The organism is Pseudomonas sp. TH06 (assembly GCF_016651305.1).
Lineage (GTDB): Bacteria > Pseudomonadota > Gammaproteobacteria > Pseudomonadales > Pseudomonadaceae > Aquipseudomonas.
In genome coordinates, this window is sequence record NZ_JAEKEC010000001.1 from 3,529,061 (window position 1) to 3,551,827 (window position 22,767).

General features: G+C 61.0%; 25 protein-coding genes. 9 read left to right on the forward strand and 16 right to left on the reverse strand.

Features of this window, described 5'->3' with window-relative positions; translation table 11 throughout:
* Positions 1–825: an alpha/beta fold hydrolase gene (locus tag JFT86_RS15910; RefSeq protein ID WP_201237396.1), complete on the forward strand. Its 825-nt coding sequence runs from the start codon at positions 1–3 to the stop codon at positions 823–825.
* A 141-nt stretch (positions 826–966) separates the two neighbouring features.
* On the opposite strand, the gene dsbG is transcribed toward JFT86_RS15910, so the two are convergent.
* Genes dsbG through dsbD form a run of 3 tightly spaced genes read right to left on the reverse strand, consistent with a single transcriptional unit; the run spans position 967 to position 4,321 of the window.
* Positions 967–1,737, reverse strand: coding sequence for a thiol:disulfide interchange protein DsbG (gene dsbG, locus JFT86_RS15915; protein WP_201237397.1), 771 nt, complete (start codon positions 1,735–1,737; stop codon positions 967–969).
* Entirely contained in the window at positions 1,713–2,588 is an 876-nt protein-coding gene (locus tag JFT86_RS15920; RefSeq protein WP_201237398.1) for a TlpA disulfide reductase family protein, read from the reverse strand. Before JFT86_RS15920 ends, dsbG begins: the two co-directional genes overlap by 25 nt.
* Complete coding sequence (gene dsbD, locus JFT86_RS15925) at positions 2,588–4,321, reverse strand: protein-disulfide reductase DsbD (protein WP_201237399.1); 1,734 nt, start codon at positions 4,319–4,321, stop codon at positions 2,588–2,590. The genes JFT86_RS15920 and dsbD overlap by 1 nt, the downstream gene beginning before the upstream one ends.
* Positions 4,322–4,475: 154 nt before the next feature.
* On the opposite strand from dsbD, the gene JFT86_RS15930 reads away from it, so the two are divergent.
* The 5 genes from JFT86_RS15930 to JFT86_RS15950 all read left to right on the forward strand — a co-directional run bounded on the left by JFT86_RS15930 (position 4,476) and on the right by JFT86_RS15950 (position 9,035).
* The gene (locus JFT86_RS15930) at positions 4,476–5,156 is read left to right on the forward strand and encodes a response regulator (protein WP_201237400.1); all 681 of its coding nucleotides are present in this window, start codon (positions 4,476–4,478) and stop codon (positions 5,154–5,156) included.
* Positions 5,156–6,478, forward strand: coding sequence for an ATP-binding protein (locus JFT86_RS15935; RefSeq protein ID WP_201237401.1), 1,323 nt, complete (start codon positions 5,156–5,158; stop codon positions 6,476–6,478). The genes JFT86_RS15930 and JFT86_RS15935 overlap by 1 nt, the downstream gene beginning before the upstream one ends.
* 207 nt (positions 6,479–6,685) lie before the next feature.
* The gene (locus tag JFT86_RS15940; protein WP_201237402.1) at positions 6,686–7,171 is read left to right on the forward strand and encodes a GNAT family N-acetyltransferase; all 486 of its coding nucleotides are present in this window, start codon (positions 6,686–6,688) and stop codon (positions 7,169–7,171) included.
* A 143-nt stretch (positions 7,172–7,314) separates the two neighbouring features.
* Entirely contained in the window at positions 7,315–8,727 is a 1,413-nt protein-coding gene (locus JFT86_RS15945; RefSeq protein WP_201237403.1) for an aspartate aminotransferase family protein, read from the forward strand.
* Positions 8,728–8,810: 83 nt separating this feature from the next.
* The gene (locus tag JFT86_RS15950) at positions 8,811–9,035 is read left to right on the forward strand and encodes an MbtH family protein (protein WP_003226665.1); all 225 of its coding nucleotides are present in this window, start codon (positions 8,811–8,813) and stop codon (positions 9,033–9,035) included.
* 145 nt (positions 9,036–9,180) lie between these two features.
* On the opposite strand, the gene JFT86_RS15955 is transcribed toward JFT86_RS15950, so the two are convergent.
* From JFT86_RS15955 to JFT86_RS15990, 8 genes are read right to left on the reverse strand one after another with little or no spacing between them, the layout of a single operon-like run.
* Positions 9,181–10,083, reverse strand: a complete 903-nt coding sequence (locus JFT86_RS15955) for a zinc ABC transporter substrate-binding protein (protein ID WP_201237404.1) — start codon at positions 10,081–10,083, stop codon at positions 9,181–9,183.
* Positions 10,084–10,983 (reverse strand): metal ABC transporter permease, encoded by a 900-nt coding sequence (locus JFT86_RS15960; RefSeq protein WP_007917717.1) that lies wholly within the window; start codon positions 10,981–10,983, stop codon positions 10,084–10,086. It lies immediately after the preceding gene.
* On the reverse strand, positions 10,983–11,831 hold the full coding sequence (locus JFT86_RS15965) for a metal ABC transporter ATP-binding protein (protein ID WP_242489489.1): 849 nt from the start codon (positions 11,829–11,831) through the stop codon (positions 10,983–10,985). The genes JFT86_RS15960 and JFT86_RS15965 overlap by 1 nt, the downstream gene beginning before the upstream one ends.
* Entirely contained in the window at positions 11,828–12,757 is a 930-nt protein-coding gene (locus JFT86_RS15970) for a metal ABC transporter substrate-binding protein (protein WP_201237405.1), read from the reverse strand. The genes JFT86_RS15965 and JFT86_RS15970 overlap by 4 nt, the downstream gene beginning before the upstream one ends.
* A gap of 35 nt (positions 12,758–12,792) precedes the next feature.
* Positions 12,793–13,368 (reverse strand): DUF6162 family protein, encoded by a 576-nt coding sequence (locus tag JFT86_RS15975; protein ID WP_201237406.1) that lies wholly within the window; start codon positions 13,366–13,368, stop codon positions 12,793–12,795.
* Positions 13,365–13,706: a hypothetical protein gene (locus JFT86_RS15980; RefSeq protein ID WP_201237407.1), complete on the reverse strand. Its 342-nt coding sequence runs from the start codon at positions 13,704–13,706 to the stop codon at positions 13,365–13,367. Before JFT86_RS15980 ends, JFT86_RS15975 begins: the two co-directional genes overlap by 4 nt.
* Positions 13,703–14,230 (reverse strand): thiamine pyrophosphate-binding protein, encoded by a 528-nt coding sequence (locus tag JFT86_RS15985; protein WP_207197118.1) that lies wholly within the window; start codon positions 14,228–14,230, stop codon positions 13,703–13,705. Before JFT86_RS15985 ends, JFT86_RS15980 begins: the two co-directional genes overlap by 4 nt.
* Before the next feature lie 8 nt (positions 14,231–14,238).
* Positions 14,239–15,438 (reverse strand): PepSY domain-containing protein, encoded by a 1,200-nt coding sequence (locus JFT86_RS15990; RefSeq protein ID WP_201237409.1) that lies wholly within the window; start codon positions 15,436–15,438, stop codon positions 14,239–14,241.
* A gap of 371 nt (positions 15,439–15,809) precedes the next feature.
* On the opposite strand from JFT86_RS15990, the gene leuC reads away from it, so the two are divergent.
* The gene (leuC, locus tag JFT86_RS15995; RefSeq protein WP_201237410.1) at positions 15,810–17,228 is read left to right on the forward strand and encodes a 3-isopropylmalate dehydratase large subunit; all 1,419 of its coding nucleotides are present in this window, start codon (positions 15,810–15,812) and stop codon (positions 17,226–17,228) included.
* On the forward strand, positions 17,225–17,839 hold the full coding sequence (gene leuD, locus JFT86_RS16000) for a 3-isopropylmalate dehydratase small subunit (protein WP_201237411.1): 615 nt from the start codon (positions 17,225–17,227) through the stop codon (positions 17,837–17,839). The genes leuC and leuD overlap by 4 nt, the downstream gene beginning before the upstream one ends.
* Before the next feature lie 78 nt (positions 17,840–17,917).
* On the opposite strand, the gene JFT86_RS16005 is transcribed toward leuD, so the two are convergent.
* The 4 genes from JFT86_RS16005 to soxR form a co-directional block, all read right to left on the reverse strand.
* Positions 17,918–18,868, reverse strand: coding sequence for a LysR substrate-binding domain-containing protein (locus tag JFT86_RS16005; RefSeq protein ID WP_201232270.1), 951 nt, complete (start codon positions 18,866–18,868; stop codon positions 17,918–17,920).
* A 24-nt stretch (positions 18,869–18,892) separates the two neighbouring features.
* Positions 18,893–19,768: an alpha/beta fold hydrolase gene (locus JFT86_RS16010; protein WP_201237412.1), complete on the reverse strand. Its 876-nt coding sequence runs from the start codon at positions 19,766–19,768 to the stop codon at positions 18,893–18,895.
* A gap of 233 nt (positions 19,769–20,001) precedes the next feature.
* Positions 20,002–20,460 (reverse strand): VOC family protein, encoded by a 459-nt coding sequence (locus JFT86_RS16015; protein WP_201237413.1) that lies wholly within the window; start codon positions 20,458–20,460, stop codon positions 20,002–20,004.
* 288 nt (positions 20,461–20,748) lie between these two features.
* Positions 20,749–21,198: a redox-sensitive transcriptional activator SoxR gene (gene soxR / locus JFT86_RS16020; RefSeq protein WP_201237414.1), complete on the reverse strand. Its 450-nt coding sequence runs from the start codon at positions 21,196–21,198 to the stop codon at positions 20,749–20,751.
* 93 nt (positions 21,199–21,291) lie between these two features.
* On the opposite strand from soxR, the gene JFT86_RS16025 reads away from it, so the two are divergent.
* Positions 21,292–21,657 (forward strand): antibiotic biosynthesis monooxygenase, encoded by a 366-nt coding sequence (locus JFT86_RS16025; RefSeq protein ID WP_201237415.1) that lies wholly within the window; start codon positions 21,292–21,294, stop codon positions 21,655–21,657.
* Here JFT86_RS16025 and JFT86_RS16030 read toward each other — a convergent pair.
* Positions 21,654–22,757: a sigma-54 dependent transcriptional regulator gene (locus tag JFT86_RS16030; protein ID WP_201237416.1), complete on the reverse strand. Its 1,104-nt coding sequence runs from the start codon at positions 22,755–22,757 to the stop codon at positions 21,654–21,656. The genes JFT86_RS16025 and JFT86_RS16030 overlap by 4 nt on opposite strands.
* Between the last annotated feature and the right edge of the window lie 10 nt (positions 22,758–22,767).

Below are 22,767 nucleotides of genomic sequence, written 5' to 3' on the forward strand. Positions count from 1 at the left end.
ATGCCTTTCTTTACGGTGGACGGACAAGCGCTGCATTACATTGATCAAGGCACAGGCCCGGCCGTGCTGCTGGCCGGTAGTTATCTGTGGGATCAGGCCATGTGGGCGCCGCAGATTGCCGCGCTGTCGCCGCACTATCGGGTGATTGCGCTGGACCTCTGGGGGCATGGCGAATCGGGGCGCTTACCGGATGGCACGACATCGCTGGATGACATTGCCCGTCAGGCGCAGGCGTTGCTCGATCATCTGGATATCGACCAGGTCACTCTGGTCGGCCTGTCGGTCGGCGGCATGTGGGGCGTGCGTCTGGCACTCTCGGCACCACAGCGCCTCAACGGCCTGGTGTTGATGGACACCTACGTCGGTGTAGAGCCCGAACCCACGCGTCAGTATTACTTCTCGCTGTTCAAGCAAATCGAAGAAAGCGGTGAAATCAGCGAGCCGCTGCTTGACATCGTCGTGCCGATTTTCTTCCGCCCGGGCATTGATCCGCAGTCGGCGCTGTATCAGGACTTCCGCGCAAAACTCGCGGGTTATTCCGCTGATCGCCTGCGTCAAAGCATCGTGCCGATGGGGCGCATCACGTTTGGCCGTGATGATCTGTTGCCGCGTCTGGGCGAGTTGAATGCGGCCACCACGCTGGTGCTGTGTGGCGATCAGGACAAACCACGGCCACCGTCGGAAGCACAGGAAATGGCTGAGCTGATCGGTTGCCCGTGGGTGCTGGTGCCGGACGCGGGGCATATCTCCAATCTGGAGAATCCCGAATTTGTCACGGAGGTGTTGTTTACCTTTCTCAGCGAGCGAAACCGACACACCGAGTAATCGGTCATCATCGGATCGCGCCTGAAGACAAGTCCGCTCCCACAGTGACCGAAGTGATCACAAATTCTGTGTAAATCACAAAAATCTGTGGGAGCGGGCTTGCCCGCGAAGAGGCCGGATCAGGCAATAAAGAGCCCGGCGTTATTTGGCCCCGAGAATCTTCGCCAACTTGTCCGGCGAAGGCGCGCCTTGTTGCTGTTGCAACTCGCCCTTGTCATCCATGTAGAAAATCGCCGGAGTCGCCTGCAATTCCAGGTCTTCCATCAACTGCATGTTCGCCGCCAGTTTGCTCTGCACCGCTGCTGGAATGTCTTTCAAAGCCTTGAGCGAGCTGCCCTTGCCAGCCTTTTCGTGATCTTCCAGAGCCTTGGCCGGATCCTTGGCCGCGAGTAGCGCGGCAGATTTGCCCGGGCTGTCTTCGCGGATGATGCCAACCATGATGTGCCGCAACTGCACTTTGCCGGACTTGACCCAAGGTCGAGCTTGTTCCCAGAACATGTTGCAGTAAGGACAGTTCGGATCGCTGAACAGGTACACGGTGCGTGGCGCATCCTTGTTGCCGTCCTGAATCCAGTTGCTCGCCTCGAACTTGGCCCAGACTTCCTTGGCCAGCGGTGCGTAGACCAGTTTTTGCAGGGGTTCGCTGCTCAAGTCTTTGCCGTCGGCGTCGTACAGATTACCCAGCAGCACGTGTTTACCGTCCGGCGTCAGGTACAGCGCCATGCCACGGTTCTGGTATTGCGCGGCATAACCGCGCAAACCGTCCGGGGCGTCAAACTGGCCGACGATTTTCGCGCCTTTGGATTCGATCTGCTTGATCGCCGCAGGCAGTTCTTCGGCGGCCTGAACCGACGGCAGTTGCAACAGGGCAGTGCCCAGGGTCAGCGTCAGCAGGTGGCGGAGGCGGGGCATGGCAGTTTCCTTGCAGAAGTGGCGGGTGTGGCAGTCGTATGGGGATTCGGAGTGTCGAAGTTTTCCAGGGCGCGGGCCAGGCTCGCGTTGGATAACTCGCCCAGGTGGCTGGCCAACAGGCGACCATCAGGGCTATAGAACAGGGTAGTCGGTAATGCCATGGAGCCCACGGCCTGACCCAATCGGCCGCTGCGGTCGAACAGTACGTTGGTCAGACTCAGGCCCTGGGTTTCGAGAAACGTCGCCACGCTTTGCATGCTTTCGGCCTGATTGACGAACAGGAAGGTCAAGTCCGGACGTTGCTGTTGGGCGTTTTCCAATACCGGCATTTCGCGTCGGCAGGGTGGGCACCAGGTCGCCCACAGGTTGATCACCAGTGGACCGCCCTGATAGTCGCTGAGCTGGATCGTCTCTCCGGCAGCGTTGCGCAGGGAAATATCCGGTAGCCGAGTGCCTTGTTCGTAGATGTTCAAGGACAGCGTCGCCAACAACCAGAACACCACACCGCTGGCCACGCCAAACCCGAGTGGTCGACGCAGGCCCGGGCGGCGCCAGCCGCGATACAGTGCGGCGAGCAGCAAGACGATCACTCCCGGCCAGGCGAGGAAACCGCCATCGCGCAGGTCAACGATCTGCCAGGGATCGTTGCGATAGTGCGACCAGTACACCGCCACGAAAGCGATGCGCGCCGCCAGCATGCCCAGCAGAAACAGGCCGAATAGCGCCGACTCGGGATTATCGCCACCGCGTTTCGCCACCCGCCAGCCGACGAAGGTCGCCAGTGCCAGTGCACTGATCAGCAGCAGGTGGTTAAGCGCGATGGCAAAGGTGCCGAGGGTGAAAGTCAGCATTAGTTGGCGTCTCGGGTGGTGGTCCAGCGTTGCAGAAACGTCTCGGCATCGACTTCACCGGTGATGCGCTGGCTGCGGCGTTCTTCGCCGTCGGCGCCGATCCACACGAAGCTCGGCGGCCCCGGCACTTTGTAGCGGCCGAGCAGTTCACGGCTGGCGGCATTGTCGGCGGTGACATCCAGGCGCAGCAGGCGTACGTCGCTCAGTGCCTGCATGACCTTGTCCTTGCCGAACACCTGCTTCTCCATGACTTTGCACGACACGCACCAGTCAGCGTAGTAATCGAGCAGTACCCATTGGCCTTGTGCCTTGGCGGTATCGAGTTCGCGTTGCAGCGCTGCCGGGTCCTTGATCGTGATGAACGCGTCATGACCACTGGGTGCCGCGCTGGCAACACGGCCGCCGCTGTAAACCTGCAACGGCTGATACGGATCGTCGCTGCCGCCCGCCGCACCGATCACCAGCAAACTGCCCCATAACCCGAGCAGCAATCCCGTAGCGCCGAACAATTGAGCGACACGGCCAAAGCCTTCGGACTGTTTCCAGGCGCAATAAGCCGCGATCAACAGCAGGGCGCCGCATAGGCCGAGCCACAACGATGCGTCCAGTACCGGGCGTAACATCAGCAGTGCCGTGGCAAGGAACAGGAAACCGAACACGCCTTTGAGCAGGTTCATCCACTCGCCGGGTTTTGGCAGGAAGCGATTACCGACGGTCACCAGCAGCAACAGCGGCACACCGATGCCGATCCCCAGCGAGAACAGAATCAACCCACCATGCAGCGCATTGCCACTTTGCGCGATGTACAGCAACGCACCGGCCAGCGGCGCGGTCATGCACGGGCCGACCAACAGGCCCGACAGCGCGCCGAGCACACCAGCGCCAATCAGGCTGCCGCCACTGCGACTGCGCGAGGCGTGCTCGAGCCGATCACGCAGCGCCACCGGCAATTGCAATTCAAAGAAGCCGAACATCGGCAGCGCCAGCACCACGAATACGGCCGCGAAGGCGCCCAGCAGCCACGGATTTTGCAACCACGCCTGCAAATTCGCCCCGAGCAGCGCGGCGATCACGCCCATCGCCGCGTAGACCAGCGCCATGCACACCACATAACTGCCAGCCAGCGCAAAGCCACGGCGTGGCGTCGCGCCACTGCCGACAATCATCCCGGCCAGAATCGGCAGCATCGGCAATGTGCAGGGGGTGAACGCCAACAGCAGGCCGAGGCCGAAAAACACCAGCAGGCTCCAGCCCAGCGCCCGTTGTTGCAGGCTGCTGGCGAGGGCTTGATCCGGAGCTTCGGCGCCGGCCGCCGGGGCCGCTTTGCCGCCCAGGTCAATCACTCGGGTTTGTGGCGGATAACACAGGCCAGCATCGGCGCAGCCTTGATAACTGACTTTGATCTGACCGCTGGCCGTCGCCGGGATCTTCACTTCCAGGCCTTGGCGATAGACCGGCTGTTCGCCGAAAAACTCGTCGCTGTGGGATTCGCCTTCGGGCAAGACTGGCTGCTGATCAGCGGCCAGACCGTCGAATTTCAGGCGTTTCTGATACAGGTAATAGCCGTCGGCAATCTGCCAGAACAGCTGATTCTCGCCCGATTCCAGACGTTCGGAGGTTAGGACGAACGCCTTGTCGACCGGCAAGAATTCCGGTTTTGTCTCGAAAGGATTATTTCCCGCCTGGGCCAGGCCCGAGATCAGCAGTGCAAACAAAAGAAAAAAATGACGCATGGAGGAGCCTTGTCCCTGTGCAAGTGAGGAGCACAATGGGCGGTGGCGATTAACCGATGATTAACCGCCATGCCCTTGTCGCAGTGGCGTTGGGGGCCATAATGTCAGCTTAATCGGCCAACGGCCTAATCTGCGTTTTTCTACGGGACTCACCATGCACGTACTGGTTTGCGAAGACGATGAGCTGATCGCCAGCGGCATCGTTGCCGGTCTCACGGCCCAGGGGCTGACCGTCGAACACGTCAATACCGCGTCCAAGGCGCGGGCGATGCTCAAGGTTGCCGAGTTTGATGTCATGGTGCTGGATCTCGGCCTGCCCGACGAAGATGGCCTCAAATTACTGCAGCAACTGCGCCAGAGCGGTCTGGAAATTCCGGTGCTGATTCTGACGGCGCGCGATTCGGTCACCGATCGCGTCGATGGCTTGCAGGCCGGCGCGGATGATTACCTGCTTAAACCGTTCGATCTGCGTGAGCTGTTCGCACGTCTGCAAACCTTGTTGCGGCGAGTAGCCGGACGCAGTGTCAACCTGATCGAACACGGCGCGCTGACCTACAATCCGAGCAGCCGCGAAACCACCCTGGCCGGACAACCGGTGGATTTGTCGCGACGCGAACAATCACTGTTACAGGCCTTGTTGCACAATCGCGGCCGGGTGCTGTCGACCGAGCAGTTGAAGGACAGTGTCTACGGTTTCAACGATGAGCTGGAAAGCAACGCGCTGAATGTGCATATCCATCACCTGCGCAGCAAACTCGGCAAAGGCATCGTCGAAACCGTGCGCGGTCTGGGTTATCGCCTGGGCCCGGCCGATGGTGGAGATCAAGGCAAGTGATGAGCCTGCGACTGCGCCTGAGCCTGACCCTCGGCGCTGCGTTCGCGCTGATCTGGGCGCTGGCGGCTGCCTGGATGCTCAGTGATCTGCGCAACCAGATGATGTTTTCCCTCGACCAGCGTCTGGTGGCGTCGGCGCGCATGGTTGCCGGGTTGCTGGAACAATTGCCGGCGTTGCCGAGCAAGGGCGAGGGCACCCATTTCAGTGCCGAGCAACTGAACATTCCCGGCGGCATGGCGTGTCAGGTCAGTTCGCTGCGCGGGGAAATTCTTGCCCGCAGTCACAACCATCCCGAACAAGCGCTGGAGGCCGAGAAAATGGGCTTCCACGACCAGATCATCGACGGTGCGCCATGGCGCAGTTTTACCCTGGCTCGCGGTGATGTGCGGATTACCACGGCGGATCGGCAAATCGAACGCGAGGCCCTGAACATGTCGATCCTGCTGGCGGCTTCGGTGCCGGTGGGTGTGGCGCTGCTCGGCTGTCTGTGCCTGCTGTGGCTGGGGATCGGCCAGGGTCTGGCGCCGCTCAACCGTTTGCGCGAAGCCTTGATGCGGCGTAATGCCGACTCGCTTGAGCCTTTGCAATTGCAGTCGTTTCCCAGCGAATTGAAGCCGTTGCTCGACACCCAGAATCAACTGTTCCAGCGCATCGGCAAGACGCTTGAGCGTGAGCGTCGACTGACCGGTGACGCTGCCCACGAACTGCGCAGCCCGCTGACGGCGATCAAGACGCACCTGCAAGTGGCGCGCATGACCGACGGCACTGCCCGCGATCAGTCGCTGGCGCGGGCCGAGGAGGGTGCCGACCGGCTGCATCGCACGCTTGAGCAACTGCTGTTGCTGGCTCGGGTGGAGGGTAGTCTGTCGTTCGACGATGGCTCGCAATGCAGCGCCGAGCAAGTGGCCAGGCTGGCGATTGCGGACGCCACGGGCGGCGAGCGTCTGCGGATCAAATTGCACCTGCCGTCCGAGCTTTCCACTGCGCCGTTGCACATGCCCGCGGTGCTGTCGATTGCCGCGCTGCGCAATCTGCTCGATAACGCTCTGCGTCATACCCCTGAGGACTGTGCGGTGGAGTTGCGCCTGGAAACCATCGGCAACCGCGTACGTTACGTCGTGCGTGACCATGGCCCGGGCATTGCGCAGGATGATCTGCAGCATCTGACCCAGCGCTTCTGGCGCAACGGCCAAAGCACCGGCTGCGGCCTCGGCCTGGCGATTGTCCAGGCGATCGTCCAGCGTTGCGACTGCGCCCTGCATTTCGACAGCCGCCCGGATGGTCTGCGGGTCGAGTTGACCATGCCGTTGCAAGCAATCTGAACTCGCCACTATCCCTTGTAGGAGTGAGCCTGCTCGCGATAGCAATCGTTCAGTCCCATGAGTGTGGAATGAACCGACGCTATCGCTAGCAGGCTCACTCCTACAGGGGGGCGGAACATCAAATGTAACCTCTCTCCATTAGTCATTCCGTGGCGGTGACGTTAAGGTCGACGCAGCTTTGACTCAATGGATTGAGGGGACAGCGCCATGGAAGCACCCATCTGCATGCGTCCAGCCATTCTGGCTGACGTCGGTATCATCAGCCGTATCATCGAACGCTCGATCCGCTTCGGCTGTGCACTTGATCACCGCAATGACCCCCACCTTGTCAGCGACTGGATCGGCCAGCAATCCGCCGATTTCATCAGTGCCCGGCTTGCCGATCCGTGCTTCTACCTGAGTCTCGCCTTGCTGGCGGACAAACCGGTCGGCGTCGGCATGGCCCAGGCCAGTGGCGATATTGTGCTTTGCCACGTTCAACCGGAATCCTTTCGCCGGGGTGCAGGGCGGGCGCTGATGAACGATCTGCAAGGCTGGCTGCAGGTGCGTGGCGTGCTCCATGCGCACCTCAACAGCACGCGCACCGGCGAAGCGTTTTATCGCCATCTCGGCTACCGCGAATCTGCGCCACGCCTCTTGCACAAAGGCTTGCAGATCCTGCCCATGTCCAGGCCGCTGGCAATGTCCGGATGATCCGTCGATCAAGGGGCTAAATCCTCACCTCGCTTAAGCGTTTCCAGAACAGGAAAACCTGCAAGTGCGCCCCGCGACCGGAATGCGCACCTGTCCGGTGTGCTGTTTTGGTCACTATCCATAGCGAATTGAGGGGTCGAGAGATGTCAGTCGCCACCAGCCTTATCGAAGAGTCGTCGGCCCGGGTCAGCTCGGCGCCAGCGGAAACGTTGTATCAGTTCAATGAATCGCCACTGCTGGCTCGTCAGGCCCGGCAGGAGTCCAATGCCCGCAGCTATCCGCGCCGCATCCCGCTGGCACTCAAACGCGCCAAGGGCCTGTATGTCGAAGACGTCGAAGGGCGCACCTTCATCGACTGCCTGGCGGGCGCTGGCACGCTGGCACTCGGACATAACCATCCGGTGGTGATCGAGGCGATCCAGCAAGTGCTGGCCGATGAACTGCCACTGCACACACTGGACCTGACCACGCCGGTCAAAGATCAGTTTGTCCAGGATCTGTTCGGTTTGCTGCCGCCGGCACTGGCGTCGCAGGCGAAAATCCAGTTCTGCGGCCCGACCGGCACCGATGCCGTGGAAGCCGCGCTGAAGCTGGTGCGCACCGCCACCGGGCGCAGCACCGTGCTGTCGTTCTCAGGCGGTTATCACGGCATGAGCCAAGGGGCGTTGAGCCTGATGGGCAGTCTGGGACCGAAAAAACCGCTGGGCGCCTTGCTCAGCAACGGCGTGCAATTCATGCCGTTCCCGTATGACTACCGTTGCCCGTTCGGCCTCGGTGGCGAGGCGGGTGTGAAAGCTAACCTGAGCTATCTGGACAACTTGCTCAATGATCCGGAGGCCGGTGTGCAATTGCCGGCGGCGGTGATCGTCGAGGCGGTGCAGGGTGAGGGCGGGGTGATTCCGGCCGACATCGAATGGCTGCGCGGCTTGCGCCGCATCACCGAAAAGGCTGGCGTGGCCTTGATTGTCGATGAGATCCAGAGTGGTTTTGCCCGCACCGGCAAGATGTTCGCTTTTGAGCACGCCAGTATTGTTCCGGACGTGGTGGTGCTGTCCAAAGCCATTGGCGGCAGTCTGCCGCTGGCGGTGGTGGTTTATCGCGACTGGCTCGACACCTGGCAACCGGGTGCCCACGCCGGCACGTTCCGTGGCAACCAGATGGCGATGGCCGCAGGTTCCGCGGTGATGCGTTATCTGCTCGAACACAAGGTCTGCGAGCACGCCGCGGCCATGGGCGAGCGCCTGAGCGAACACCTGCACATCCTGCAGCGCGACTTCCCGCAACTCGGTGATATTCGCGGCCGTGGCTTGATGCTCGGCGTAGAGCTGGTCGATCCAGCGGGCACGCCGGATGCGCTCGGCCATCCACCCGCGTTTGCGCGTCTGGCGCCACTGGTGCAGCGCGAATGCCTCAAGCGCGGACTGATTCTGGAGCTGGGCGGCCGGCATGGTGCCGTGGTGCGATTCCTGCCACCGCTGGTGATCACCGCAGCGGAAATCGACCGCGTCGCCGAGATTTTCGGCCGTGCATTGGCTGCCGCCACCGCTGCTGTGTAAATTTTTCGCCGCGCCGAACGTTCTTTCTACATACCCGGCTGTACCCGACGTGCAGCCCACCCTTACAACGATGGAGAACCAGCATGACGTCAGTATTCGACCGCGAGGACATCCTCTTTCAGGTCGTGGTCAACCACGAAGAGCAGTACTCGATCTGGCCCGACTACAAAGCCGTGCCGGAGGGCTGGCGTACCGTGGGCAAGAGCGGCCTGAAAAAGGAATGCCTGGCCTACATCGAAGAAGTCTGGACCGACATGCGCCCACTGAGCCTGCGTCAGAAAATGGAAGGGCAGGCTGCCGCTCAATAAGCTGACCGGCAAAAAGAAACCCGCTGGACTGGTAACAGTCAGCGGGTTTTTTCATGTCCATTAAAAGATCGCAGCCTGCGGCAGCTCCTACATGGAAAGGCATATCCCCCCTGTAGGAGCTGCCGAAGGCTGCGATCTTTTGATCTTAGCCGCTCAACCCCTTGAGCAGCAGATCCACATTCCCTTCCAGCTCAGCCACCGGATCCGCCGCATCGGTACTCAGCACCACCAGATGACTGCCGGACTCGGCAATCGCCGCTTTGACCGCGTCCGAAGGCTGCCGGTGATGCAACACCACCGCCACATCGTTGTCCTTGAGCGTCGCCGTCAACTGCTTCAGATCTTCCGGCGTCCACTCGCTATCAGGACGTGGATCCTGCCCGATCAGTTCCAGGTTCAGGCTGCCGATCAGATAACCGAAGTGATCGCTCAGGCTCATCACACTGAGGTTATCGGCACTGGCCAGACGCGCCTCACTGTCAGCGCTGAGTTTCAGCAGTCGCTGTTTCAACGCCGCCAGATTCGCTTCGATCTGCGGTTTGGCAGCCGGTGCCAGACGCACCAGATCCGCCGCCATGACGTCGGCCATGCGTCCCATATTGTTGCTCGCCAGCCACGGCTGACTGTTCAAGCCATCGACTTTCGAGCCCGGTTGTACAGCGATGCCGGGCAGGGCACCGCCGACCGGGCGTGCGGCGTCGACCTCAACGATGCGGATGTTGCTGCGCCGGGCGATCGGATACAGCGGATCATCAGCCCACAGTGAGCGCACGCCGATCACCGCGTCGGCACCCGTGGCCAGTTTGCTCAGCGCCGGGGCGCCGCGACCGGTGAAGTAGGCGGTCTGTCGACTGCCCGGCAAATTTGCCGGCGCGGCGCGTTCCAGATTGACGTCAGTACCCTTGAGCAGCACTTCGCCCAGGCCGTAGGTGATCGGTAGCGAGGCCAGCACCCGCAAGGGCTTGCTGCTTTCGGCGGCCATCAACGGTGTGCAGACCACGCCGCACAGGGCGATGGCCAGGGTCAGGTTGCGCAATGAAAAAGTCATTTATCCAAGATTCCCTTTCAGACTCGGGACAACCCCGCGCGCGATGGCGGCGAGGGCGAAAGCAATGCCGGCGACCAGAATGATCGCGGCGCCGGACGGGATAGGCAGATCGAATACGATGGGGGCGAGAATCCCGCACAACGTGCTGACAGTGGCGATCAGCACCGAACACCAGAAAAAGCCCTTGAGCGACTGGCTGAGCAAGCGTGCCGCCGCTGCCGGAATCACCAGCAGGGCGCCGACCAGAATCGCGCCGATGACTTTCACCGCCGCCACGGTGATCAGCGTGACCAGAATCACGAACAGGTAATCCAGGGTCTTCACCGCCACGCCGCGCACGGCCGCCAACTGCGGGTTGAAACTGGCCAGCATGATGCGGTTGTACAGCGGCAGGGCCAGAGCCATGACCAGTGAACCGACGATGGCCAGCACCGCCAGATCATTGCCATTGACGGTCAGGACCGAACCGAACAGCACGTTTTCCAGAATGTGCACGTTGATCTTGCCCGCCAGAATCAGCAGCAGACTCGCGCCCAGCGCCAGCGATACCGACAGGAACACGCCGATCAAGGTGTCCGGCGCCAGGCCGGTGCGGTTGCGCAGGTAATTGAGCAGGATGCCGAACAGCAGGCAGTAGCCGAACAGGCTGCCATACGGCCCGGTGTAGGGTTCGCCGAGCAGAATGCCGATGGCCACCCCGGTCAGCGCCGCGTGGCCGACCGCTTCGGAGAAAAACGCAAAGCGTTTTACCACCACCAGTGTGCCGAGGCCTCCAAGCACCGGGCCGATCAACAGACCGGCGAGCAGCGCGTTGACCACAAAACCATAGGCCAGCGCTTCCGGCAGGTAACCGGAGGACGCCCAGCCCTGAACCATCAAGCGAAAGGCTTCATAACTCATCAGACAGCGCTCCGTGGATGGGTTGAAAACAGGCTCAGCAGACGTTCCGGGGTCAGCGCCTGTTGCGGTGTGGCATCGAACAGCACGCGGCGGTTGAGGCCGGTGACGCGATTGGCCAGACGCCCGACCGCTTCCAGATCATGTTCGATCCACAGCACGGTGATGCCCGCCGCGCGCCAGTCGCGGAGCAGGCGTTCGAACACCTGGATCCCGGCCTCATCGAGGGCCGACATCGGTTCATCCAGTACCAGCAATTGCGGGGCAGGGATCAGGCCTTGGGCGAGCAATACGCGTTGCCGTTCGCCGCCGGACAGTGCGCCCATGCGCCGTTTGCGTTTGTCCTGCATGCCGACCCGTTCCAGCGCCTCGCCGATGGCGCCGGCGTAGTGCTTGCTCAAGCCGAGAAACGCCGGGCGACGCTGGCACATCGCAGCCATGAAGTCGTCGACGGTCATCGGCAAGCCGCGATCGAATTCCAGCGCCTGCGGCACGTAGCCGATGGTGCCGGGCTCGCCGGGCCATTGCAGGCTGAGCTGGCCCTGATGCGGCATCTGCCCGAGCAAGGTCTTGATCAGCGAACTCTTGCCGCCACCGTTGGGACCGACCAGCGCATGCACGCTGCCGGGCTGAACCTGGAAGGTGACGTTGTCCAGAATCGTGGTGCGACCCAACGTCAAGCTGACCTGCGCAAAATCCAGCGTCGGCCCCAATCCCTGTAGGAGTGAGCCTGCTCGCGATAGCGGTACGTCATTCGACAATGATGTCGGCTGACCTGACCCCATCGCGAGCAGGCTCGCTCCTACAGGGGATTCGAGGTTTTCGGGGGGGAGGGTTTCTTTGGAGGTCATGCGCCCGACTCCTGAATCGCCCGCACCACGGTGTTGAGGTTGCCGGTCATTTCCTTTTCGTACTTGTCGGCGGTGTATTCACCGTAGGAAATGTGCGACAGCGGGTACAGCTTCACTCCCGACTCACGCTGAATGGTTTCGACGTAAGTCGACGGGAAATCCATTTCCGAGAAAATCACCTTCACGTCCAGTTCGCGCAGTTGGTCGATGGTTTTCTTCAACTGGCTGGGGCTCGGCTCGATACCGTGTGCAGGCTCGACCACGGCCGTCACCTCCAGGCCGAATTCGCGCAGCAGATAGTCGTAAGCCGCGTGAACGGTGGCGACACGCAGTTCGGCGTTCGGTGCCTGGGTCAGTTTGGCCAGCGCATCGGCACGCATCTGCCGCAGGCGTTTGCCGTAGGCGCGGGCGTTCTGGGTGTAGGTCTTGGCATTGTCCGGGTCGAGTTTGCCCAACTCCCGGGCGATGTTGTTGACCTGTGCGATGGAGGCGCTGATCGACAGGAACGTATGCGGGTTGACCACTTTGCCGGCGCCGCGTGCGGCGACTCCGGTGGCGGCCAGCAGCGGCACGTTTTCGTTGGCCTCGATGGTTTTGATGTTCGGTGTTTCGCTGGCGGCGATCATGCGGTCGGCGAAGTCGTCATGGCCAACGCCGTTGAGCACGATCACGTCGAGGCCGCTGATGCGCTTGATGTCTTCGGCGCGCGGCTCGTAGGCGTGCGGATTGAAACCGGCCGGGATCAACGGGACGACGTCGGCCTTGTCGCCGACGATGTTCGCCACATAGCTGTAATAAGGATGCAGGGTAATGCCGATGCGCAGGCGCTTGGCCTCATCGGCGCTGGCCAGCGGGCTCAGCAGACAGGCGCAAAGGCCAACCAGAAACAGACGCAATAAAGGACGACGGGGCGATGAAATGGACATGGGCAAACGGTCTTCTCTCGGTGGAGGGCGAGGAGTCAGTGGCGATGTTCGCGGGTAACCCCGGCATCGTATTGCGTGACGATCTGTTTCCAGCCAGCGGCAGACAGTGCGGCGTCGGTCAGATCCTGAGGCGCCGTGAGAGCGGCGTCACGGTTGAGCCAGATATCCGGCGCAGCCTTGTCGTCGCTGCCGACGCGCATCAGAAACGAGCCGGCACTGGCAGGCGTCTGGCTGTGACCGAAGTAGGCGGTGTCTGCCAGTATTTGCCAGGCATGACCGCCACGACTGACGGAACTCGCGTCCTGCGCAAACGGTGCAAAGCCTTCATCCGCGAGGATTTGCGGCGTCGGCAGGGTTTTCTGCTCTTCGCGCAGCAAGCGGATTTCGTCCAGCGTTACCCGCAGATCGGCGTAAATACCTTGTTCGGCGGCACTGAGGTCGCGACGGGCATCGAGTTGATTGCCGGCGACCGGCTCCGGCTCATGGGACACCCCGCGCCACGCCACCACGGAACCGGCCAACGCGAGGATTAGCAGGCACAGCAGCAGGACGTTGAGGGTTTCATGACCGGCGCCGGCCGGGCGCACGATTTGTGTGGTGGGCGTGGTCATGGGGCTTCGATATCCGCTTGGTCGATTTCGACGACGTGGCCGGGACCCGCGTCGAACAGCACATAAAATTCGGCGCCGGGCTTCTTGAAGGTCAGGGTCGAATCACTGCCGAGCTTGCCCGGCACCAGAATGGTCTCGTCATAGCCGATCACGTCGAGGGTCACCCCAGGTGCGCCACTGCCGTCAGAAAAACCACCGGTGCATTTGATCTGTTCGTCATCGACGGCTTTGCATTCGCACATCGGGTTATGCGCCAGCGCGCCGGTACTGAAACCGGCGCACAGCACCAGCAGCGCGGCGCTCAGTCGCAGGCGGGAAGGGTGTTTGGCGTGGCTCATGGTTTGGCTCCTTGTTTGTTCAGCCAGGCGATGGTGGCGGGGGAGGCCTGGCTCAGAGGGATCGAGGCCTGATGCATGCTGCCGTCCCAGCCTTCCATGGTGATCCACAGTTCGGCGTCGGTTTTGGTCTTTTCCGGCACCAGCAACTGAGTGCCCATGCGGTACGGCGTACCGAAGAAGATCACGCCGGCGGCGCGCAGGCTGCGCGGTTTGCCGATGCGCAGGTAAGTCGCCTTGACCTGTTCGACACAGTTGTTGCACAGGGCCGCACTGAAATCTTTCATATAGCCGGCGGGGCCGTTGAGCGGTGCTTCGTTGCGCAGTTCAGCCAGGCGCAGGCTCCACGGACCGACCTGAATGTCACCGATCTCGCGTTCGCCCAGACCACTGTCACCGCGAAACAGGGCGACATCGGCAAAGTACTTGGGCATGAAGCTCAGCGGGATCAGGAGCAGCAGGACATTGATGTGGAAGCGCCATTTGTGCCAGAACTGGCGCAGCCGTGACGGTTGAGAGGCAGTCATGGTTTTGCTCACAGGTCGACCTCCGACAGTTCACGGTGCATGGCCGGTTGTGCCTTGACTCGCTGTTTTTTGTTTTCACGCTTCAGCGCATTGGCGGTCGCCAGTGCGGTACGTTTGGTCCAGATCAACAGGCCGCTGAGGACCATCATGCTCAGCAGCAAGCCGAAGAAAAACCAGATCAGCTTGATCCACAGGCCGCCGAAGTCCCCGGTGTGCAAGGGACGCATCGACTCGGTGACGAACTCCAGTGAAGTGCGATCGGACAGCAAACGCGTGGCGGCGAGGTCACCGTTGTAAGGGTTGAGCGTTGCAGTCTGGAACATCAGCGGATACCAGCCGCGACCCCCCAGGCTCAAGTGACTGTAGGCATTGCCTGGCAGGCTGACGAAACTGACTTCGAGGCCGGGAATCTGCTGTTCGGTGATTTCGATCGCCCGGTCGAGGCTGATTTTTGCCGGTGGCGTGGCGTCGGCCGAGATCGGTACGCTTTCACGCGACAGTGCCGGAATGATCGGTTCGCTGGACCAGGAAATTTGGTTGTCCGAGAGCAGCGCCTGAATCATGAACCAGGTGCCGGTCACGGAAATGACCGCAATGAACCAGATCGACCAGATCCCGCTGAGGCGATGGAAGTCACCCCAGAAAATCCGCGCACCGTGGCGAATGCGCAGGGTCGGGCGCAGGAAACCTTTCCAGAAACGCTTGTACACCACCAGACCGGTGACCAGCGAGGCGAGCATCGGCAGGCCGAGGAACGACACCAGATACCAGCCCCAGCTGTAACCGTTGGTGAAGGGTACGAGCCACCAACCGTGCAGGGCCCGAGTGAATGCCTGGAAGTTGAAGTCGGGAGCGGGGCCCTGAATCACGCCGGTATACGGGTTGACGTAAACGGTCTGCGAGCGTCCGTCCGGATAGTTGACGCTGACATCCAGAGCAAAGTGCGATTCGTCCGGTCGGCTGATGCTTTCGACGATCGTCTGCGGCTCGGCTTTCTTGATCGCGGCCAGAATCTGATCGTAGCTGAGCAGCGGGGCATCATCCGCCGGCTGGCTGGCGCGCATTTGCGGGTTGGCCAGCCAGACGATTTCCTGGCTGACCACCGCCAGCGTCCCGGTCACGCAGACGATCAGGACAAAAAACCAGATCGGTAACGCCAGCCAGCTATGCACCAGGAACCATAGTTTGGAACGGGATTTCTTCGACATGATTACGCGTCTTGTTTTCGGTGGAAGGGAGCGTGACTGCGGGCTTCGCAGCACGGGAACCCCCGAAAGGCGCTCGTGGCTTTTGCCTACGCGAACGGCCTGCATCTCTATAGGACGAACAAGCGAGGCAAATCCCGAAAAGCGATATGAAAGTAAATGTTTCGCACTTCGCCTGATCATGGCCAACTTGTAGGAGCTGCGGCACGCTGCGATCTTTTGATCTTGAAATTCAGGATCAAAAGATCGCAGCGTGCCGCAGCTCCTGCAGATCAAACACGATTCATGGACGACGCGATCACTGTCTGCCGATTGATGGCGAATCCCTGCTGCCTATGATGGAACTCACCCGGATTGCCTGAGTGAGCGCCCTGATGAGCCCCAGAACCCTTTACGACAAACACATCGATTCGCACACGGTGTGTCGCCTCGACGATCAGGGCCACGTCCTGCTGTACATCGATCGTCAAGTGATCAACGAATACACCAGTCCGCAGGCCTTCAGCGGTTTGCGCGAAGCCGGGCGTGACGTCTGGCGCCCGGGGACGGCGCTGGCGGTGGTCGACCATGTCAACCCGACCGCACCGCAGCGTGTCGCGGCAATGCCTGATGCCGGCGGCGCACGGCAAGTGTCGTATCTGGCGGAAAACTGTCGGGACTTCGGTATCGAATTGCTCGACATCCTCGACAAGCGCCAGGGTATCGAACATGTGATCGCCCCGGAGCAGGGTTTTATTCTGCCGGGCATGGTGATCGCTGCCGGCGACAGCCACACCACCACCTATGGTGCGCTCGGCGCTTTCGGTTTCGGTATCGGCACTTCGGAAATCGAGCACCTGCTGGCTTCGCAGACGCTGGTCTACAAACGCTTGAAGAGCCTGCGCGTGACAGTCGATGGCGAACTGGCGTCGGGCCTGACCTCCAAGGACGTGATCATGGCGCTGATCGCCCGGATCGGCGCGTCCGGGGCCACCGGCTACGCCATCGAATTCTGCGGTTCGACCATTGATGCGCTGAGCGTCGAAGCGCGCATGACCATCTGCAACATGGCGGTCGAGGCCGGTGCACGCGGTGCGTTCATGGCGCCGGACGACAAGGTATTCGCCTATCTCAAAGGCAAACCGCGTGCGCCTGAAGGTGATCTGTGGGAGCGCGGACTGGCAACATGGCGTGAGTTGCGCAGTGATCCGGGGGCGCGGTTTGACCGGGAAATTCACCTCGATGCGAGTCAACTGGAGCCGATGGTCACCTGGGGCACCAGCCCGGATCAGGCCGCAGCCATCGGTGCGCGAGTGCCGGACCCACAGGACATCTACGACCCGATCCTGCGCCAGGACATGCGTCGTGCGCTCAACTACATGGGCCTTGAAGCGGGCATGGCACTTAGCGATATCGTCATCAGCCATGCCTTTATCGGCTCATGCACCAACGCCCGGATCGAAGATTTGCGTGACGCCGCCAGCGTCGTGCGCGGGCAACAGGTGGCCGCGCATGTGCGGGCGATGATCGTGCCGGGCTCCAGCGAAGTCCGCGCCCAGGCTGAGGCCGAAGGGTTGGCGCAAATCTTTATCGACGCCGGTTTCGAATGGCGGCAGTCCGGCTGCTCGATGTGCCTGGCGATGAACGACGATGTTCTGGCCCCCGGCGACCGCTGTGCCTCCAGCACCAACCGAAATTTCGAGGGCCGTCAGGGCGCCGGTGCGCGCACGCATCTGATGAGCCCGGCAATGGTCGCTGCCGCTGCGATCAGCGGTCGACTCACCGACATCCGCCACTTTGGAGAACGCCCATGAGCCTGCAACCCTTCACTCAGGTCAGCGGCCAGGCCGCAGCGCTGCTGGCGGCCAACGTCGACACTGACGTGATCATGCCCAAGCAGTTTCTCAAGGGCATCGATCGCCAGGGGCTGGATCGTGGCGTGTTTTTCGATTTGCGTTTTCTCGCGGATGGCGCGCCCAATCCCGCGTTCGTGTTGAACCAGGCGGCGTGGCAGGGCGCGAGTTTTCTGTTGGTCGGGCCGAATTTCGGCTGCGGCTCCAGCCGTGAACATGCGGTGTGGGGCTTGCAGCAGATGGGCATTCGCGCATTGATCGGCAGCAGTTTTGCCGGGATTTTTTATGACAATTGCCAACGCAACGGGGTGTTGCTGATTACCCTGGAGGAGGCGCAGGTGCAGCAGATCGCGCACCAGATCAATCAGCCGGACACTGCGCGGATCAGTATCGATCTGGACGCACAGCAGATCAGTCTGGCCGATGGTTCGGTGATCGATTTCCAGATTGATACGCTGCGCAAGACTGCGTTGTTGCTGGGCCTGGACGCCATCGGCAGCACCTTGCAACGCCGCGAGCAAATCAAAGCCTTCGAGCGTCAGCATCTGGCCGCCAATCCCTGGCTGAATTGAAGAAAAAGATCGCAGCCTTCGGCAGCTCCTACATGAGTCCTCTGTAGGAGCTGCCGAAGGCTGCGATCCTTTGATCTTCTATATAGACAGTTCTTTGAAATGCTCCTGCAAAAACTCCACGCACGCCCTTAACTTCCCCGAATGCGCCAGTCGCGTCGGGTACACCGCCCAGACGTTGGCACTCTGACTGTATTCCTTGAGCACTTGAACCAGACGTCCGTCAGCCAGCAGCGGCTGCACATCCCATAACGAGCGCAGCAGCATTCCCCGACCATCCAGCGCCCATTGCAGGACTATCTCGCCGTTGTTCGAGGATAACGGACCGCTGACCCGCACGCTTTCCTGCGCGCCGTCGCGATCCAGATTCCAGATGCCGAACGCGTTGTCGCGTTCCTTGATCACCAGGCAATCGTGTTGCTGCAACTCATCAAGTGTCTGCGGCGTGCCGCGTCGTTGCAGATAGCTCGGTGCCGCGCACAACACTCGCCGGTTGCTGACCAGGCGCCGACCGATGTGCTGACCGGGAATATCGTCGCCGACACGGATCTCCAGATCGAACCCTTCATTGATAATGTCCACCACCCGGTCAAACAGGTCCAGGCGAATCTCCAATGCCGGGTAACGTTCGGCGAGCAATGAAATGGCAGGCGCCACGTGATTGCGGCCAAAACCGAAACTGCTGCAGATGTGCAGACGCCCACGCGGGCTGTCGTGGGCGTCTGCAAGTTCGTCGTGAAGTTGCTGGAAATCATCGAGAATGCGCAACGCCCAGCGCTGCACGCGTTCTCCGTCCTCGGTCAGCGACACGCGGCGACTGGTGCGATGCAACAGGCGCGTGCCGAGGGTGCTTTCGAGAATCTGGATGCGTTTGCTGACGTAGGCCGGGGACAGCCCCAACTCATCGGCGGCGGCAGCGAAACCGTTCTTGCGGATCACGGTGAGCAGCACGCGCAGGTCTTCGGGCAGGGGCACGGCGTCTTTCTTCTGAGTCATGTCAAAACGAGCACTGGCGGCAGAAGCCGCCAGCATAGCATCGGTGTCGTATTGCTCGGCTCAGCGCAGAAATTTCAGAGCTTCGCTGAGCAACAACTCGGGGACTTCTTCGGCGAGGTAGTGGCCGCCAGGCAGCGCCTGGCCTGTTACGTTCGTCGCAACCTGTTGCCATTCCTTGAGCGGATCGAAGCAGCGTCCGACGGTGCCTTCAGCGCCCCATAGAACCCGCAGCGGCAGATTCAAATGCTGCCCCGCCACAATGTCGGCGCGATCATGCTCCAGATCGATGCTGGCGCTGGCGCGGTAGTCTTCGCAGATTCCCCGAGCGCTGCCCGGTTGTTGCAGGCAACGCAGGTATTCGCCGAATGCCTGCTCGGTGAACGGCTTGAGCCCGGCGCTGCGACTGCCCATCACGCTGCGCAGATAAGACTCGGGATCGGCTTCGATCAGGGTTTCCGGCAGCGGCTCCGGGCGGATCAGGAAGAACCAGTGCCAGTAGGCGCGGGCGAAGGCTTCGTTGGTTTGTGTGTACATCGCCAGGGTCGGGGCAATGTCCAGCAGCATCATGCGTTGCACGGCGGCGGGGTGGTCGAGGGCCAGACGATGGGCGACCCGCGCGCCACGGTCGTGGGCGAGGATCGAAAACTGCTCGAAACCCAGCGCCTTCATCAGTTCGACGTTGTCGCGGGCCATTTCGCGTTTTGAATAATTGAGATGCAGCGCATCGGCAGCAGGGCGACTGCTGTCGCCGTAACCGCGCAGGTCGGCGGCGATCACGGTGAAGTGCTCGGCCAGTTGTTCGGCGATTTTGTGCCAGATCACGTGGGTCTGCGGATGGCCGTGCAGCAGCAACAGGCCCGGCCCGCTACCGCCGAGACGGTAGGCAATGTCGACGCCGTTGACATGGCGCTGGTCTTTGAGAAATCCGGCAAACATCGGGCTGATCCTTTTTCAGGGGGCTTGTGGGATGCATCCTGAAATTGTCCGGCGTTCGGGGCAAGGGGTTAAGTGTGGTGTAGCCGTTCATGAAGTGTGTTGTCAGTGATGGCCCCTTCGCGGGCAAGCCCGCTCCCACAGGAATCTCGAGTGTGACCGCTATCTATGCCACCCCGCATAACTCTGTGGGAGCGAGCCTGCTCGCGAAGGGGCCCGTGATCACAGCGCAAATCTCAACCCTGCTGAAACATCTCCATCGCCCGCTGCCTGATCTGCTCTTGCGTCAGATCTTCCTTGCGCGAGGCGAGAAACCACAGGTGCCCGAACGGGTCCTTCAATGTCCCGCTGCGATCACCGTAAAACTGATCCTTGACCTCGGATACCGTCGTTGCCCCGGCATCCAGTGCTCGTTGAAATGATTTGTCGACATCGGTCACATACAAATGCAAACCGACCGAAACCGCTGTGTCCGGGCCGCTCAACGGGCCCTGATCGCAAGGCGTGCCGAGCATGATCGCGCTGTCACCGATGCGCAGTTCGGCGTGGCCGACGCGGCCATCCGGCATGTCCAGGCGCATGACTTCGTTGGCGCCAAAGGCTTTCTTGTAAAAGTCGATGGCCTCGGCAGCTTTTTCGATGCCGAGATACGGGGTAATACTGTGATACCCCTCGGGAATGGGTTTTACGCTCATGACGTTCTCCCTGTTTGTTGTTTTACGAAATACGGCTTCACCGCATCGGCGGAAGAATCACTATAGAACTGTCTTCACGGCCAGGAATTTCGCCCGACGAGCAGTCACTTCACTTTGAACCGTTATATAACTGTGGTGAGGGGATTTATCCCCGATGGGTTGCGAAGCAGCCCCTAGGCCTCCCAGCGCGGTAATCCTGAAAGAATGAATCGGCAGATTTTAGGGCTGCTTCGCAACCCATCGGGGATAAATCCCCTCGCCACACGTTTTGTATCTACCCAAGGACATTCAGGTTGGAAAGTGCGCCCCCGGTCCTTGTTCGCCCAGCACATCGCCCTGATTGCGCAGCGGACACGCTTCCATCGACAAGCAACCACAACCGATGCAGCCATTGAGCCGGTCGCGCAGCAGCGTCAGTTGATTGATCCGCTCATCCAGTTCTTGCCGCCATTGCTCCGAGAGGATCTTCCAGTCCGCCGCCGTCGGTGCGCGATCATCCGGCAGGGTTTTCAGTGCCTCGCCAATCTCCGCCAGCGGAATCCCCAAACGTTGTGCGACTTTGATCAGCGCCACCCGGCGCAACACGGTACGCGCATAGCGCCGTTGATTGCCGGCATTGCGCTGGCTCTTGATCAAGCCCTTTGATTCATAAAAGTGCAGGGCTGTGACCGCGACACCGCTGCGCGCCGCGACTTCACCGACAGTGAGCGGCTTGTGCAGATTTTCCTTGCTGATCATGCTGAAAAAGCTCTTGACCTTGACTTAACTAGAGGTTTTACCCTGCAGGCCTTCGAGTCGCAAGACTCGTCTTACGATGAGTGGGGTCTTTTCATGCAAACGTCAGCGCAAAACCGCAGCTTCACCCAATTGATCGAATTCGAAATCGAGCCCCGCCAGCAACCGGCGCTGGTCTCGGCGTTGTCCGTGCAGACCGAACGCCTGGCGCAACGCTACGACGGTTTTGTCAGTGCGAGCGTGCAAGCCAGCGACGATGGCCGGCGGGTATTGAGCTTTCTGCAATGGCAGACACGCGAGGCTGGGGAGGCTGCGTTTCGCAGCTTCGAAAGCGGCGAGCAGGATTTCTGGCAGTTGATTCGCGCCCATCAAGCGAAGACCGTCACCTTCAACTCGTTTCAGGTGCTGAGCAGCATCGCCCGCAGTCACGACGATGCGCTGCACTGCACCCTGGTCGGTTAGATCGACAGCTGGATCAGTCGCTCGCCTTGCAGGTTTTCCGTCATACGCCGCTTGTTCACCGCCAGTTCGCCGATCTTGATCAGCCGGGTGCGGGTGACATTGCGGCTCAGACCGAGCAATGCTGCGGTGTGCACCTGGTTGTAATGGCAGAAACGATAAGCGGCGCGCAGCAAGGCGTCCTCGACCTTTTCATGCAGCGCCCCGGCCTGTTGCGCGAAGAGTTTTTGAAAGGCCAGTTCCAGCAACGCTTCCGGTGAATCGTCGGTGTTGGCGTGATGATCGTCCGGGCGCTCGATGCGCAGGTTCGACAGGCGCAAATCATCGCGTTCAATCAAGCCATTGCGGCAGATCAGCAGTGTGTGATGGATGACGTTTTCCAGTTCGCGAATATTGCCCGGCCAACTGTAGCTGCGAAGCTTGTTTTCCGCGCCGGGGCTGATGCTGACCCGCCCGTAACCCAAGCGCTGACTGTAGGACTCGATGAAATGCCGGGTCAGCGGCAGGATATCGCCGGGCCGTTCGCGCAGCGGGCTCAGTTCGAGATTGACCACGTTGAGCCGGTAATACAGGTCTTCGCGGAAATTGCCCGCGTTGATCGCTTTTTCCAGTTGCACATTGGTCGCCGCCAGCACTCGCACATCGATGGCAATGCTTTTGCGCGACCCTAGCCGCACCACTTCGCGCTCCTGCAATACCCGTAGCAATTTCACCTGAATCGCCATCGGCAAATCGCCGATTTCATCGAGAAACAGCGTGCCGCCATCCGCTTCCTCAAACCATCCGGCCTTGGCACTCAGCGCACCGGTAAACGCGCCTTTTTCGTGACCGAACAATTCGGCTTCCACCAGCGATTCGGAGAACGCCCCGCAATTGACCGCGATGAATGGCCGATGACGGCGGTTGCTCAGGTTATGAATGTGCCGCGCGACCAACTCCTTGCCGGTGCCGGTCTCGCCGATGATCAGCACGCTGGCTTCGCTCGGTGCGACCTGTTGCAAATGCGCGAGCAGGGCCTGGGACTTGGGGTCTTCGAACACCTGCGCAGTGGCGCGGATCGACGTGGCCAGGGCAGGTGAGGGCGGTAAAGTCAGCAGTTGCATGGGCTCGTCC